The sequence below is a fragment of the Mesorhizobium sp. M0514 genome (assembly GCF_040321145.1).
GTDB lineage: Bacteria > Pseudomonadota > Alphaproteobacteria > Rhizobiales > Rhizobiaceae > Mesorhizobium.
In genome coordinates this window covers 15,511-29,616 of sequence record NZ_JAMYQZ010000077.1, presented here as the reverse complement: position 1 = coordinate 29,616, position 14,106 = coordinate 15,511, and the positions used below count along the sequence as shown (strand labels likewise).

Annotated in this window: 15 protein-coding genes; 10 read left to right on the top strand and 5 right to left on the bottom strand. The window is 63.5% G+C overall.

Annotation, left to right across the window (positions count from 1 at the left end):
• The 8 genes from NKI61_RS25310 to NKI61_RS25275 form a co-directional block, all read left to right on the top strand.
• A partial coding sequence (locus NKI61_RS25310) for a DUF2339 domain-containing protein (protein WP_352841412.1) occupies positions 1-1,176 on the top strand: 1,176 nt, incomplete at its 5' end.
• A 47-nt stretch (positions 1,177-1,223) separates the two neighbouring features.
• The gene (locus NKI61_RS25305) at positions 1,224-1,466 is read left to right on the top strand and encodes a type II toxin-antitoxin system VapB family antitoxin (protein WP_023705392.1); all 243 of its coding nucleotides are present in this window, start codon (positions 1,224-1,226) and stop codon (positions 1,464-1,466) included.
• The gene (locus NKI61_RS25300; protein ID WP_023692861.1) at positions 1,466-1,882 is read left to right on the top strand and encodes a type II toxin-antitoxin system VapC family toxin; all 417 of its coding nucleotides are present in this window, start codon (positions 1,466-1,468) and stop codon (positions 1,880-1,882) included. The genes NKI61_RS25305 and NKI61_RS25300 overlap by 1 nt, the downstream gene beginning before the upstream one ends.
• 162 nt (positions 1,883-2,044) lie before the next feature.
• A complete protein-coding gene (locus NKI61_RS25295; RefSeq protein ID WP_023702686.1) occupies positions 2,045-2,563 on the top strand; it encodes an RNA polymerase sigma factor in 519 nt (172 codons plus the stop codon).
• Positions 2,560-3,351, top strand: a complete 792-nt coding sequence (locus NKI61_RS25290) for an anti-sigma factor family protein (protein WP_352810991.1) — start codon at positions 2,560-2,562, stop codon at positions 3,349-3,351. Before NKI61_RS25295 ends, NKI61_RS25290 begins: the two co-directional genes overlap by 4 nt.
• Positions 3,352-3,510: 159 nt before the next feature.
• On the top strand, positions 3,511-4,608 hold the full coding sequence (locus NKI61_RS25285) for a peptidase C39 family protein (protein ID WP_352841410.1): 1,098 nt from the start codon (positions 3,511-3,513) through the stop codon (positions 4,606-4,608).
• A 5-nt stretch (positions 4,609-4,613) separates the two neighbouring features.
• Positions 4,614-6,077, top strand: a complete 1,464-nt coding sequence (locus tag NKI61_RS25280) for a RimK family ATP-grasp domain-containing protein (RefSeq protein ID WP_023692866.1) — start codon at positions 4,614-4,616, stop codon at positions 6,075-6,077.
• A 38-nt stretch (positions 6,078-6,115) separates the two neighbouring features.
• On the top strand, positions 6,116-6,388 hold the full coding sequence (locus NKI61_RS25275; protein WP_023742625.1) for a DUF3303 domain-containing protein: 273 nt from the start codon (positions 6,116-6,118) through the stop codon (positions 6,386-6,388).
• A gap of 13 nt (positions 6,389-6,401) precedes the next feature.
• Here NKI61_RS25275 and NKI61_RS25270 read toward each other — a convergent pair whose 3' ends face one another.
• The gene (locus tag NKI61_RS25270; protein WP_023742624.1) at positions 6,402-7,301 is read right to left on the bottom strand and encodes a LysR substrate-binding domain-containing protein; all 900 of its coding nucleotides are present in this window, start codon (positions 7,299-7,301) and stop codon (positions 6,402-6,404) included.
• An 85-nt stretch (positions 7,302-7,386) separates the two neighbouring features.
• On the opposite strand from NKI61_RS25270, the gene NKI61_RS25265 reads away from it, so the two are divergent.
• On the top strand, positions 7,387-8,304 hold the full coding sequence (locus tag NKI61_RS25265; protein ID WP_031246405.1) for a fatty acid desaturase: 918 nt from the start codon (positions 7,387-7,389) through the stop codon (positions 8,302-8,304).
• Here the strand turns inward: NKI61_RS25265 and NKI61_RS25260 are convergent.
• The gene (locus NKI61_RS25260) at positions 8,267-9,481 is read right to left on the bottom strand and encodes an amidohydrolase (RefSeq protein WP_352754672.1); all 1,215 of its coding nucleotides are present in this window, start codon (positions 9,479-9,481) and stop codon (positions 8,267-8,269) included. The two genes, NKI61_RS25265 and NKI61_RS25260, sit on opposite strands and share 38 nt — an antisense overlap.
• A 91-nt stretch (positions 9,482-9,572) precedes the next feature.
• On the opposite strand from NKI61_RS25260, the gene NKI61_RS25255 reads away from it, so the two are divergent.
• A complete protein-coding gene (locus NKI61_RS25255) occupies positions 9,573-10,421 on the top strand; it encodes an AraC family transcriptional regulator (protein ID WP_031196463.1) in 849 nt (282 codons plus the stop codon).
• On the opposite strand, the gene NKI61_RS25250 is transcribed toward NKI61_RS25255, so the two are convergent.
• The 3 genes from NKI61_RS25250 to ygfZ form a co-directional block, all read right to left on the bottom strand.
• Entirely contained in the window at positions 10,390-12,522 is a 2,133-nt protein-coding gene (locus tag NKI61_RS25250) for a putative bifunctional diguanylate cyclase/phosphodiesterase (RefSeq protein ID WP_352841407.1), read from the bottom strand. The genes NKI61_RS25255 and NKI61_RS25250 overlap by 32 nt on opposite strands.
• A gap of 67 nt (positions 12,523-12,589) precedes the next feature.
• The gene (locus tag NKI61_RS25245; RefSeq protein ID WP_023742620.1) at positions 12,590-13,228 is read right to left on the bottom strand and encodes an HD domain-containing protein; all 639 of its coding nucleotides are present in this window, start codon (positions 13,226-13,228) and stop codon (positions 12,590-12,592) included.
• Positions 13,228-14,088, bottom strand: coding sequence for a CAF17-like 4Fe-4S cluster assembly/insertion protein YgfZ (ygfZ, locus tag NKI61_RS25240; protein WP_352841405.1), 861 nt, complete (start codon positions 14,086-14,088; stop codon positions 13,228-13,230). Before ygfZ ends, NKI61_RS25245 begins: the two co-directional genes overlap by 1 nt.
• Between the last annotated feature and the right edge of the window lie 18 nt (positions 14,089-14,106).

The following is a 14,106-nucleotide window of genomic DNA, read 5'->3' as shown; positions in this document are numbered from 1 at the left end:
GAATGGATTGCGCGCGCCGAACAGCCGCCGCTCAAGGGCGACGTCGCCGTCTCCTTCGCGCTTTGCGGCTCGGCTCTGGCCGGGCTCCTGATGCTGCACATGGCCTTCGGTTCCGGCTGGACCACGTTGCTTGCCGGCGTTGCCGCCATCGTGCCGGCGCTGGCGACGCGTTGGCGTTCTTATCCGGTGCTGGGCTGGATTTCGGTCGGCGCGGTCGTTGCCGTGCTGGGCCGCGTCGCCTTCGATCCGACCATCGTCGGCGCCGAGTTCCTGACGACGACGCCGGTGTTCAACTGGCTGCTGCCGGGATACGGCGTACCGGCGCTGGCCTTCGGCTTTGCCGCCTGGCAACTCGCGCGTACCACCCCCGCACTACCAACAACTGGCAACCGGCCGCGCCTTGCGATGGAGGCGGGTGCAGCCCTGTTTGCGCTGCTCACCGTCGCCATGCTGGTGCGCCACGCCATGCATGGCGGCGTCATCGACACCGGCCCGGTGACGCTCGCCGAACAGGCGATCTATACGCTGATCGCCATCGGCGCCGGCGCAATACTGTTGGCGATCGACATGCGCTCGCCAAGCTCTGTGCTGCGCTACGGCTCGATGGCCGCCGGCGTGCTCTCGGTCGCCTTCATCGTCCTCCAGCATTTCCTGGTGCTCAATCCGCTGTTCACCGACGAATCGACCGGCCAGATCCCGGTGTTCAACCTCTTGTTCTTGGCTTACCTGTTGCCGGCCATAGCCGCCGGCGGGCTGGCGCTCTATGCCAGGGACAAGCGGCCGCCATGGTATGCGCAGATGCTGGCGGTGGTGGCGGCATTGCTTGTCTTCGCCTACGCCACACTGTCGGTCAGGCGCGTGTTCAAGGGCGAGTTCATCGGCCTGTGGAGCGGCCTCGGGCAGCTTGAGACCTACACCTATTCGGCGCTCTGGCTGATCATCGGCGTCGTGCTGCTCACCGCCGGCGTCTGGCTGAAGTCGCAGGTGCTGCGCATTGCCTCGGCGGCGCTGATCGCGATTGCCGTGGTAAAAGTCTTCCTGTTCGACATGTCGGAACTGGAAGGCGTGCTCAGGGCGCTGTCCTTCATCGGTCTTGGCGCCGTGCTGATCGGCATCGGCCTGTTCTACCAGCGGCTGCTGACGCGGGCGGCGAGGGAGGCCAACGCTGCAACTTGAAGTGATATACGAGGTGGAATATATGAATATCCAACGGAGGATATTCGATGCCGCTCTATATCCGCGACGACGAAGTGGATGCGCTGGCCAGCAGATTGCAACGCGAGACGAACGCTCCGAGCAAAACGGAGGCGGTGCGGGTCGCGCTCGTGCACGAACTTGAGCGCAATCGGGCGAAGGTGCCGCTGCGCGATCGGATCGCCAGTCTTCAGGACAGGGCCAGGAAGCTTGGCCTGCCCAATCCCGATTTCGATATGAAGAAGTTCACCGACGAGATGTGGCAAGACTGATGTTTGTCGACGCGTCGGTGATCGTCGCCATTCTCAACCAGGAACCTGGGTGGGAGGAATTGCTGAAGCAGCTATCCGGTTTTTCCGGGCAGGTCTGGGTTTCTCCGTTGGTTCACTTCGAAGCAACACAGGCATTGGCACGGGCCGGCGCCGGCCCGCGCAGACCCAGCGCTGAAGCCCTTCTCCATGCCCGCGATCTGATCGATGAGTTCATTGTGGAGATCATGGGAGAGAGTCTGGCCATTGACGACAACATCGGCTCTCGGGCCATTGACGCGAGTGCCCGCTACGGCAAAGCCGTTGGCCACAAGGCGGATCTGAATCTCGGGGACTGTTTTGCTTACGCCTGCGCGAAAAGCCGCGATCTTCCACTGCTGTACAAAGGCCATGATTTCGCACTGACCGATTTAGGATAATTCGGCCCTTTTGTTGATTGCGGGGAATAATTTAGCCGATCAACTCGTTATCTCACTGCTTGGGTGACCGGGGCGGCAGACCGCTTCGCGCTGGCCGCTTGCGCCGCGCCGGGAAGGCGCGTTCAATCGGGTTAAACAAGGGCGACCTCAGAACCAGCGGTCATGGACGAAAAGAAGGCAGCAATCCTTGGCGAAATACCGCGCCTGCGCCGCTACGCACGCTCGCTTCTGCGCGACCGCGAATCCGCTGACGATCTCGTCCAGGATTGCCTCGAACGAGCGCTCTTGCGGCTTGAAAGCTGGCAGACGGGAGAAAGCCCCCGGAGGTGGCTGTTTACGATCATGCATCATTTGTTCATCGATCAGATGCGCAAGGTGAACCGGCGCGGTGAGGCGACGATCCTGCCGCTTGACGCAAACGAGGCGCAGGCAGTCCCCGCCGAGCAGGCGGAGAACGCCGCCTCGCGCGAGATCATCGACGCATTGCAGGCGATCAGCCCCGACCGTCGCGCCGCTCTCGTCATGGTCGCCATCGAGGGATTCTCCTATGCCGAAGCCGCCAACATTCTCGGCGTGCCCGCCGGCACGCTGATGTCGCGCATAGCGCGCGGACGCGAGGAGCTGCGCAGCCTGCTCGATGACACGGCGCGCCGCCGCTCGATAAGGATCGTCGAGAAATGACCCGCCGCGATTTTTCCGAACGCGATATCCACATGGCTCTCGACGGCGAGCTGCCGGGCGACGAGCGCGCCGCCTACGACGCCTGGATCGACGCCAATCCCGAAATGAAGGCCAAAAGCGCCCGCTACACCGCCGACCGCACCGCGTTGCGCGCCGCCTTTGCCGGTGTGCTCGACGAGCCCGTGCCGGTGCTGTTCAAGCAGATCGTTAGCGGTGAAGGCGCGACCAAAGCGGCGGCGCGGCAGTCGCGCTGGTGGCTTGCGGCCGCGGCGGCCGCAGTGCTCGTCATCGGCGGTCTTGGCGGCTATTTTGCCGGCATCGACGGCATCGGCAGGGAAGATGGCGCCGATGACCAACTGGCCGAAGAGGCGATCGCCGCCCATGTCATATATGCCGCCGAACAGCGCCATGCGGTGGAAGTGCCGGCAAGCGACAAGGATCACCTGCAGACCTGGCTGTCCAACCGCGTCGGCCTGAAACTGGTGGCGCCGGATCTGGTGGCGGAAGGCTTCCAGCTGGTTGGCGGCCGGCTGCTGCCCGCCGGCCAGGGCAAGGCAGCGATGCTGCTTTACGAGGACGCCAAGGGTCAGCGCATCTCCTTGTTCGTTACCGCTGATTCCTCAGCCAAGTCCAAAGGCACCTACATGGCCGACGCCGACGGTCCCGAGGCGGTCTACTGGCTGGACAAGGGCTATGCCTGCGCCGTCGTCGGCTCGCTGCCGCGAGAGCAGCTGGCCGCGGTCGCCAAGCGCGCCTACGGTCAGCTTCTGGCGGGTATCGCCAGTTAAGCGCATTCCGTTTCGGGAATGCGCCGGGGTAGAAAGTGTCACAATTCGGCCCTATTCGAAGTGCGATAGCGCTTGATGGATATCGGCGTTTCGGCTGATGTTTGCGACGTTTTTGACCGCGGCCTTTTCCTCCACCCAATCGAGGTTTTCCAAACCCGCATGCCTGCCGAGATTCGCAAGGCCCGCGCGTCCGACGTCGATGACCTCGCCGCCATCGAGAAGGCGGTTTTTTCCAGTGACCGCATTTCCCGGCGCTCCTTCCGCCTGTTGATCGAACGCGAGACAGCCGAGATGCTGGTTGCCGAAAGCGATGGCCGTGTCGCCGGCTACGCCATCGTGCTGTTTCGCAAGGGCAGCGGCGTCGCCCGGCTCTATTCGCTTGCCACCAGCCCGTTTTTCAGCGGCCGCGGCATTGGCCGCATGCTGCTTGCAGCGGCCGAAGAAGCTGCCTTCGAGCACGACCGCATGATGTTGCGCCTCGAAGTGCGCGAGGACAACCTTCGCGCCATCGGCATCTATGAGCAGAGCGGCTACCGCAAGATCGGTCGCGAGCCCCACTATTACGAGGATGGCGCCACCGCGCTGCGCTACGAAAAGACCTTGCGCGGCGATATTCCGGTCGCCACCAAAGTCCCATTCTACCAGCAGACCTGCGAGTTCACCTGCGGTCCATGCTGCCTGATGATGGCGATGGCCAATTTCGATTCCGGCTTCGTGCCCGATCCGGTCATGGAAATTCGCCTATGGCGCGAGGCAACGACCGTGTTCATGATGTCCGGCCCAGGCGGCTGCGAGCCCTTCGGCCTTGCGGTTTCCGGCTACGAAAGCGGGCTTGCGGCGGAAATCTTCGTGTCCTTCTATGGCGCGCTGTTCTTGCAATCGGTGCGCAGCGACGACAAGCGCCGGGTGATGGAACTTGCCCAGGTGGACTTTCGCCGCCGCGCGGAACTTTACGGCATCCCGGTGAATTACCGTCCATTCACCATCGACGATATCCGCGGCGCCCTGGCTCAGGGAAAACTGGTGCTGGTGCTGATCAGCGGCTTCCTGATGTTCGGCAAGAAGGTGCCGCATTGGGTGCTGGCTATCGGCGACGATGGCGACCACATCCTGATCCACGATCCCTGGGTCGAGGACGAAAGACAGGAGACCATCCTCGATGCCGCCAACATTCCCGTGCCGCACGGCATCTTCATGAACATGGCGCAATTCGGCCGCGACGGACTGCGTGCTGCCATCACTCTTGGGAAACACTGATAACAATGACCTGGGTCATCCTCACCGGCCGTCAGAACGATCTCGACCCGGCGGCGACGCCGCACAAGATCATCACCAACCGTGACTATCTTGCGCATCCGGCGCTGTTTCGCGGCCAGCAGCCGAAGGTTATCAACCTGTCGAACAATTACGCCTACCAGAGCCGCGGCTATTATGCCTCTCTGCTCGCCGGTTCGCGCGGCCACAAGGTCATCCCGACGGTCGAGACGATGATCGACCTGTCCGAGCGCAAGCTCTACGAGCACGCGCTGCCGGAACTGGAGCTGGCGCTCAACAAATGCCGCAAGGATCTCGGTGGCGTATTCCCGCAAAAAATCTGCATCTTCTTCGGCATCGGACCGTCGAAGGTCTGGGACCGCTTCGCCAAGCTGTTGTTCGACTGGTTCCGCGCTCCGGCGCTTGAGGTTCACATCAAGGACAGCGCCGAATGGGCTTCGATCCGCAAGATCGGCTTCCTGCCGCTGGCCAGGATGGCCGAGGAGGAAGAAGCCCTCTTCGTGCAGGCGCTCGAGACATACACCAACCGCGAGTGGCGCGACACCAAGGGCCGCACGCCGGCACGCTACACCTTCGCCACGCTGGTCGATCCGCATGAGGAACTGCCGCCGTCGGAGATTTCCTCGCTGCGTTACTGGGCCAAGATCGCCGAAAAGATGGGCGTCGAAATCGAGCCGATCACCAGGAAGGACCTGGCCAAGCTCGCCAATTACGACGCGCTGTTCATCCGCGAGACCACCTCGATCTCAAACCACACCTACCGCTTCGCGCGCCGCGCCCAGCAGGAAGGCATGCCGGTGATAGACGACCCGCTGTCGATGATCCGCTGCACCAACAAGGTCTATCTCAACGAACTGATGGCCTACAACAAGGTGCCGGTGCCGCCGACGGTGATGATAGCCGGCACCTCGGACCTCGAACTGGCGGCGCAGACGCTGGGCTTTCCGCTGGTGCTGAAGATCCCGGATTCATCGTTCTCGCGCGGCGTCAAGAAATGCGGCAACTTCGAAGAACTGAAGACGCTCGCCACCGAGTGGCTGGAGGATTCCGATCTCCTGATCGCGCAGAAATTCATCCCGACCGAATATGACTGGCGCGTCGGCGTGCTCGGCGGGCAGCCGCTGTTTGCCGTGCATTATCTGATGGCGAAAAAACACTGGCAGATCGTCAACCACAAGGCCAGCGGCAAGCCCGACCAGGGCGGCATCAAGACCTTCACGCTGAAAGAGACGCCGCCGCATGTCGTCGACACCGCGGTGAAGGCGGCGCGCTGCATCGGCGACGGGCTTTACGGCGTCGATCTCAAGGAAACCAAGGATGGCGTCTTCGTCATCGAGGTCAACGACAACCCGAACCTCGACCATGGCTGGGAGGATTCCGGCGAAAAGGACGAAGTCTGGGTGCGGCTGACGCAATGGTTCCTGGAGCGGCTGGACCGTCCCGGGCGTTAGTTTGCGGTCCCGGGCGGTAATTCAACCGAGGGGGAAAAATGCAGTTCATCGTCATCGAGGATTTCACCGGCTGCGACCGCAAGGAGATCTACCGCCGTTTCGGCGAGCGCGGCAGATTGAAGCCGGACGCGCTTGTCGTGCACCACTCCTGGATCGCGGCTGATATGAGCCACTGCTTCCTGCTGGTCGAGGCCGATGACGCCACGCTGCTGCAGCGCTGGGTCATCGAATGGTCTGACCTAGTGGAGTTCGAGATCATTCCCGTGGCGACGAACAAGGACATGGTCGCCGCACTGGCCGGCCATCTCTGAGCAGTTCGGTCCATCAGCCGAGCACCGGCGAACCCACCGACCGCCGGCATTCCTCAATCAGCCAATTGCGAAACGCCGCCACCAGGTCGCGCCTTGCACTGCGTTCCGGGATCGTCAGGCAATATGGCTGACGCAGCGCGATCGATAGGGCATTCGCCCGGACCAAACGGCCGTCTTCCAGCGCCCCGGCGCAATAAATGCCTTGCGCCAGCGCCACGCCCAGCCCTGAAATGGCAAGGTCGAGCGCTGCCCGCGACGAGTTCGCCGACAGGCCGCGCTGCACTGCGCGGCCGGGCTCTATGCGCGCCGCCTCGAACCAGGTGCGCCAAGACGGAAACGACGCGCCGGTCGGTCCCCAGTCGGTGTGAATCAGTGGCAGGCCGGCGAGGCTGTCGGTTTTGGCGGTGAGTTCTGGCGCGCAGACGGGGTAGACGGCGTCCCTGACGATCTCCTCGGTCGGGTGTTCACGATAGTGCGGGCCGAAGGACAGCCGGATGTCGATCAGTTCGCGGTCGAACGGCACCGGATCGTCATCGCCGCGCAGGGATATGTCGACGGCGCCGTGGCTGGCGACAAAGCCGGCGAGGCGTTCGGAAAGCCAGCCCATCGCCATGGACGGCGGCACCGATACGACAAGCCGCGGGCGGAAGGCATCGCTGCCCTGCGCGATGCTGCCGATCTCTCGAAAAGCCAGGGTCAGCCGGGGCAGCATCTCGACGCCGGCTTCCGTCAGCACCACGCGGCGGTTGACGCGATGGAACAGTTTTCGACCCATCTGCTCCTCGACGGTGCGAATGAGCTGGCTGACCGCGGCCGCCGAGATCGAGAGCTCATCCGCCGCTGCGGCGAAACTCCCCGAGCGCGCCGCCGCCTCGAAGGCTTGAAGTCCTCTCAGGGAAGGAAGCGCGGTCATGGGCTATCCGATAGGTAAGGTAAGCTTATCTATGTCGCAGAAATCCTCGTTTTTCGAAAGCTTTCTTATCGAGTATCTTGGCGCCATGACCGTATCGGCCCAGTTTGAACCCAGAGACCATCGCGACGTCGTCGCGTCTCTGACCAATGAGCAGCGCAGCCGCCTGACCGGCAAGTCGGACGGGCCGGGTCTGGTCCAACTCGCCTTCCATCTCGGCGCGATTGTGGCTATCGGCGGGCTGATTGCGGCCAAGGTGCCGTACTGGCCGCTGTTGATGTTGCCGCAAGGCATTCTCATCGTCTTCCTGTTCACGCTGCTGCATGAGACGGTGCACAGGACGGCGTTCGAGACGCAGTGGCTCAACGATGCCGCCGCAAGGGTCTGCAGCCTGGCGATCGCGCTGCCCGCCGACTGGTTTCGCTATTTCCACTTCGGCCATCACCGTTTCACCCAGGATCCCGAGAACGATCCGGAACTCGCCTTCCCGAAACCGGAGACGAGGCGGCAATACATCGTCCACGTCTCGGGCCTGCCGGTGTGGTGGGGTCATTTGCAGACACTCTACGCCAACGCGACCGGCCGCTGCCACGACAGCTACGTGCCGCCGAAAGGCCTGCCCAAGGTGCGCACTGAAGCCCGCGCCATGATCGCTTTCTATGTCGTGGTCGCCGCGCTAGCCCTGTGGTTCGCGGCAAGTGTACTGCTCTATGTCTGGATCGTGCCGGCGCTGCTCGGCCAGCCCTTCCTCAGGGTCTATCTGCTGGCCGAGCATGGCCGCTGCCCGCTTGTCGCCAACATGCTGGAAAACACCCGCACCACGCTGACCAACTGGCTGGTGCGCAAAGTCGCCTGGAACATGCCGTATCACGCCGAGCACCACGCCTATCCCGGCGTGCCCTTCCATCAGCTGCCGGCCTTCCACCAGCTGATCGAGCGCCATCTCAAAGTCGTCGAACCCGGCTATGTCAGCTTCCACGAGAAATACGTCGAGACCTTGCGCTGAGGCGCTCGGCGTCAGATAGCGTCTGCTCGACGAGCGTGACGAAATAGCGGAGCACGGTGGGGACGATGGCGTCGTTGAAGACATAGCGATCGCCGTGCAGCCCTTCGCCCGGTCTGACCGCTCCTGCGCCGACCCAGGCATAGCAGCCGCCGGCTTCGCGGACCATGTAGGCAAAATCCTCGCAGCCGAGGCTCGGGTTGAATGCGGTCTCGACCTGCTCGCGGCCGACAACCGCGGTTGCCGCCTGGACGGCCCGGTCAGTGGCAGCCGACGTGTTGACCAGCGGCGGGTAGCCTTTCTTGTAGGCGAGCTTGGCGGTGAGGGCATGCGCCGAGGCAATGCCTTGCGCGATGTCGCCGATCAGACTTTCGCAATGGTCTGACAAAGTGGGCTCGAAGAAGCGGCAGGTTCCCTGCAGCCAGACCTTGCCCGGCACGATGTTGCCGACATTGCCGCCGTGGATCTGGGTGATCGAAACGACCAGCGCCATTTCCGGGTCGACCGAACGGCTGACGATGCGCTGCACGGCTTGAACGAAGGCGCCGGCCGCGAGCACGGGATCGTCGCCTAGCTGCGGCATGGCGGCATGCGCGCCGGTCCCTTCGAAGTTCAGTTCGAAAGTGTCGACGGCCGCCATCATCGACCCGGCACGGGCCGCGATCTTTCCGAGCGGCAGCCCCGGCCAGTTGTGGACGGCGTAGACGGCTTCCACGGGGAAGCGCTCGAACAGTCCGTCCTCGATCATCCGCATGGCGCCGCCTTCATTTTCTTCTGCCGGCTGGAAGATGAAACAGACGGTGCCGTCGAAGGCTCTGTTGTCGGCGAGCAGCTTGGCGGCGCCGAGCAGCATCGCGATGTGCCCGTCGTGGCCGCAGGCATGCATCACGCCGTCTTTCTTCGACGCATATGGCAATCCTGTCTTCTCCAGCACGGGCAAGGCATCGAGTTCGGCCCGAAGCCCGATGGCGCGCACGCCTGGTCGTCCTCTGAGGACGCCAACCACGCCGGTGCCGCCTATGCCTTCATGAACCTCGTCGAGCCCGAAGGTGCGCAGCTTGTCGGCGACGAAGCGCGCGATCTCATACTCTTGGAAACCGAGTTCGGGGTTGGCGTGGATGTGATGCCGCCATTCCACCACCTGCGGGGTGAGGGCGGCGATGGGGTCGTTGTGCAGCATTGCGCTCTCCTTGCCGGCTATCGTAAATTCGGCCTTGTCGATGCCAGCACGTAAAGGATTTGCGCCGGCAGCGTCTTGAACAGGATTGACCGTGTCTGGAATTCAACAGCCTCAGGAGACGACGCAGTTCTGGCGTCATCCGCGCTTTCGCGATCTTGGCATGCTCAAGGCGCGCTTCACGCGGCATCGCTACCAGCTGCACACGCACCCCACCTATGTCGTCGCCCTGATCACGCAAGGGTGCGAGCGTGTCCGCATCGGCAACGAGACTGTCCTCGCGCCGTCGGGCACGGTTCTGCTCGTCAATCCGGAGATATGGCATGACGGCGAGGCGGGCGCCGACCAGGGCTGGGCTTACCGCACCTTCTATCCCTCGGCCTCGCTCGTGGGTGCGATCGCGGACGAACTCGGGCAGGATCGCCCGCCGTTGTTTTCACAAGCGATCGTAGATGATGCCGATCTCGTCCAGGCAGTAGGCGTCGCGCACTTGGCTTCGACATCGGGTGATGCCACGAGCGCCGAAACATCCATGCTGATCGCCTTGCGCAAGCTCATCCTGCGCCATGGCGATTGGGGCGGCCGGCGGCGCGAGGCGGTCGAAAGCTTCGGATCGAAAAGCCGGCTCCGGGTCTATGAACAGGTCATCGAAGACCATCTGAACTCGGGCCTCGATTTGCAGCGGCTCGCTGAAGCCGCAGGCGTGACGCGCTTTCAAGTTATCCGCGATTTCAGGAAAGTGCTGGGTCTCACCCCTGCTGCCTTCATCCGTGACCGCAGGCTGCGCCGTGCCGATCTGCTGATCCGGCAAGGTTCAGATCTCGCCGGTGCCGCCTTTGCGGCCGGCTTCTCCGACCAAAGCCATCTCTCGCGCACCTTCCGCGCCGCGCATGGAATGACGCCGGGGATGTTCAGGCGCGCCGGGACGCTGCCCTCGTCATGAGAAGTCGAGCCATGTCGGCGGCCTTTGACGGCATGCCGATCAGAAAGCCCTGCGCCTCGACGCAGCCAGCCTTGCGCAATATGTCGAGCTGCGCTTCGGTCTCGACGCCTTCGGCGGTGACGGTGATGCCAAGTTCGGCACCAAGCCCGATGATCGTGCGCACGATCGCCGCCGTGTCCTTGTTGTCGATATCGTGGATGAAGGAGCGGTCGATCTTGATCTTGTCGACGGGAAAACGCCTGAGATAGCCGAGCGACGAATAGCCGGTGCCGAAATCGTCGAGCGCGATGCGGATACCGAGTTCGCGCAGCTGTCTCAGCGTCTTCAGCACCGTCTCGCTCTCATCCATCAGCACGGTCTCGGTGATTTCCAGTTCGAGCCGGCTGGCCGGCACACCGGAAACGGCCAGCGCCGAAATCACGCTGCGGGCAAAGTCGGCGCTTCTGATCTGCACTGCCGAGACATTGACGGCGATGCGCATTCCAGGCGGCCAGCCGGCGGCCACGCTGCAGGCCTGTTTCAGCGCCCATTCGCCCAGCGGAACGATCAGCCCGCTGTCTTCGGCGGCTGCGATGAAATCGTCGGGCGCCACCAGGCCGCGCGTCGGTGATTTCCACCGCATCAACGCTTCGGCGCCGACGATCTTGCCCGACGCGATGTTGGTGATCGGCTGGAACTCCAGCACGAACTCCCGCCGTTTCAGTGCCGTCTCGAGATCGGTTTCGAGCGCCAGGCGCGCCCGCACCAAGGCATCCATGCCGGGCTCGAAAAAGCGGTAGACGTTGCGGCCTTCGCTCTTGCCGCTGTAAAGCGCCATGTCGGCGTTCTTCAAAAGCGTGTCGGCGTCCTTGCCGTCACCGGGATACAGTGCGATGCCAAGGCTGATGCCGACATGCATGTCGCGGCCCTTGTCGCGAAACGGCTGGCTGACGACAGCGACGATGCGTTTTGCCAGTTGTTCCGCATCGGTGGCGCCTTTGGGATTGAACTGCAGGATGGCGAACTCGTCGCCACCGAGGCGGGCGACCACATCGGTGTCGCTGCGCAGGCTGTGCCGCAACCGCTCCGCCACGCATTTCAGCAGCCAGTCACCGGCCGGGTGTCCCCAGGTGTCGTTAACGGCCTTGAAGCGATCGAGGTCGAGCGAGAAGATCGCCAACGGTGTATCGCCGGCCATCGCCTGGTCGAGCCGTTCGCGAAACATCGAGCGGTTGGGCAGGTCGGTCAGCGTGTCGTAATGGGCAAGGTGGCTCATGCGCTCTTCGGCGCGCCGGCGCTCGGTGATGTCTTCGAAGGTCGCCACCCAGCCGCCACCGGCAAGCGGCCGGCGCGCAACCAGCAGCGTTCGGCCATCGGCAAGGCTGCGGTCTGTCGAACGCTCCTCACCGGCCTGCAGGCTGGCTCTGGTGTTGGCGATCTCGCCGTCAATGTCCATCGACGGATAGATGCGCAGTCGCACCATCTGTTCGAGCAGGGCGCGCTGGCTCATGCCGAGCGGGAAGTCGTCAGGCGTGACCTTGTAGAGGTCGAGGAAGCGCTGGTTGCGCACGATCAGCGTGCCTTCGGCGTCGTACATCAACAGGCCTTGCGACATGTTGGCGAGCGCCGCATCGAAGCGGCGGTGCTGCTCCTTCAGTTCCTGCTCGGCCCGCCTTTGCTCCGTAATGTCCTCATAGATCGACACCCAGCCGCCTGAGGCCAGCGGCCGGTGCGTGATGGAAACGATACGTCCGTCCGACAGTATTTCCTCGTAGGTCGAGGCTTGCGCGCGCTCGATATAGGGCTTGCGGATGGCATACAGGTCTTCGGCGCTCTGTGAGGCGACACCGATGTCGACGCTGTGCTTTAGAATGTCCAGGAACGCGATGCCGGGCCGCACGATCTTCGCGTCGAGGGAGAAGATGCTGATATAGTTGCCGTTGCAGATGATCATCCGCTCGTCGGCGTCGAACATGCACAACCCGTGCGACATATTCTCGACGGCCGCCGAAAAGCGCTCGTTCTGGTGGCGCAGTTCGTCGGCGATCTGCCGTGGCGCGGCGACGCCTCCGGCTCCCCGTCTGCGGACGGGCGAACCACCCTTGACGTGCGCAACGGACATGAGGCGTGCCTGCTGACCGTGATCGAAACCCGGTACTGTGGTTACCGCTGGTTAATTTAGCGTATGTTCACTGCGCCGAATGCACGGCAACCGTTGCCTGGCGTTGCTTTTCAAGCGTTGCGTAGCGTTTGAGGAAGGCAGCTTGCGCCGAGGTCACCGAGTGCGGCTTAAAGTCGAAGCGGTCGGCATTGAAGCCGCGCGGCCGGCCGAAGAACTCGGTTGCTTCTGCGGTCGAGAAACCGGCAAGCAGCGTCGCCTCGTAATAGGCGGCGATCTGGTCGGCGCGCTTGATCTCCTTGCGCAAGCCGACGCCGAGTTCGGGCGGCAGGGAAAAGCGCTGATGGATGGCGCGCTGGAGGCGCAGCTCGCACTCCTTGTAGGAGCCGCCCATCACCGATTTGAACGGCGAGATCATGTCGCCGATGACATATTCCGGCGCGTCATGCAGCAGTGCTGCCAGCCGCGCATTGGCCGAGGCGTCCGGCTGCAACTCGCTGAACAGCGCCTCGACCAGCAGCGAATGCTGGGCGACCGAAAAGGCGTGATCGCCGCGGGTCTGCCCGTTCCAGCGGGCGACGCGGGCAAGCCCGTGGGCGATGTCGGAGATTTCGATGTCGAGCGGCGAGGGATCTAGCAGGTCGAGCCGCCGTCCCGACAGCATGCGCTGCCACGCGCGCGGTGGCGCTCCTACGCGATCGGCAGCCATCAGGCGTCCTCCGCGCCGATGGCTTCCCTGGGAAAGCTGAACTGCGCCCAGGCCGGGATGGCGAGCGAGACGGTGACATCACCGGCCAGTACCGGCTGGCCAGCGTCGAGCGCCGCCTTGACCCGGTCGATGCGGGCAATGGCGAGTCCGGCCATGCCCGCGGTCGAGCCGAGCGTGCCGACCGGCCGCCCCGCAACCGTCAGCTCCGTGCCGGGCGCGGGTAAGGCGCGGTCGGCCGAAACGATCAGCACGCGGCGCCTGGCGGTGCCGCGATGCTGCATGCGCGAGACCACTTCCTGGCCGACATAGCAGCCTTTCTTGAAGCCGACGCCGCCGGTCTCGTCGAGCAGCACGTCGTGAGGGAAGGCTTCGCCGAGCTGATAATCGGAACCGCTTTCGGCAATGCCGTTGGCGATGCGGAGCGCCTGCCACGCAGCCGGGTCGCCACCTACGAATGCGCCGCCATAGGAGCGGCTCACAGCCACCTCGCGGAAGCGGGCATCGGCAAGTACCGTTGAATCAGACTGTGAAGCGCTTGAATCATCGCCCCACGCAACCGTCACAAGCACTTGATCCTGCCTGGCAATCTCGGCCTTGGCGCGCAGCTTGTAAAGCATCAGCCGGCGCAGGAAATCGTCTGCGATGTCGGCACGGCAATCCAGCCGGAATGCGTTCTCGCCGCTACGCGAGATCAGGAAATCGAACAGGATCTTGCCTTGCGGCGAAAGCAGCGCACCTGGCTTTGCCGCATCGACGGCCAGCGTGTCGAGGTCGGTGGTGAGGATATTCTGCAAAAAATGCTCGGCATCCGGGCCTGACACGGAAATGAGGGCGCGGTCTTTGAACAGGGCAAAAGGCATGGGCGGCAAAGAACCTGA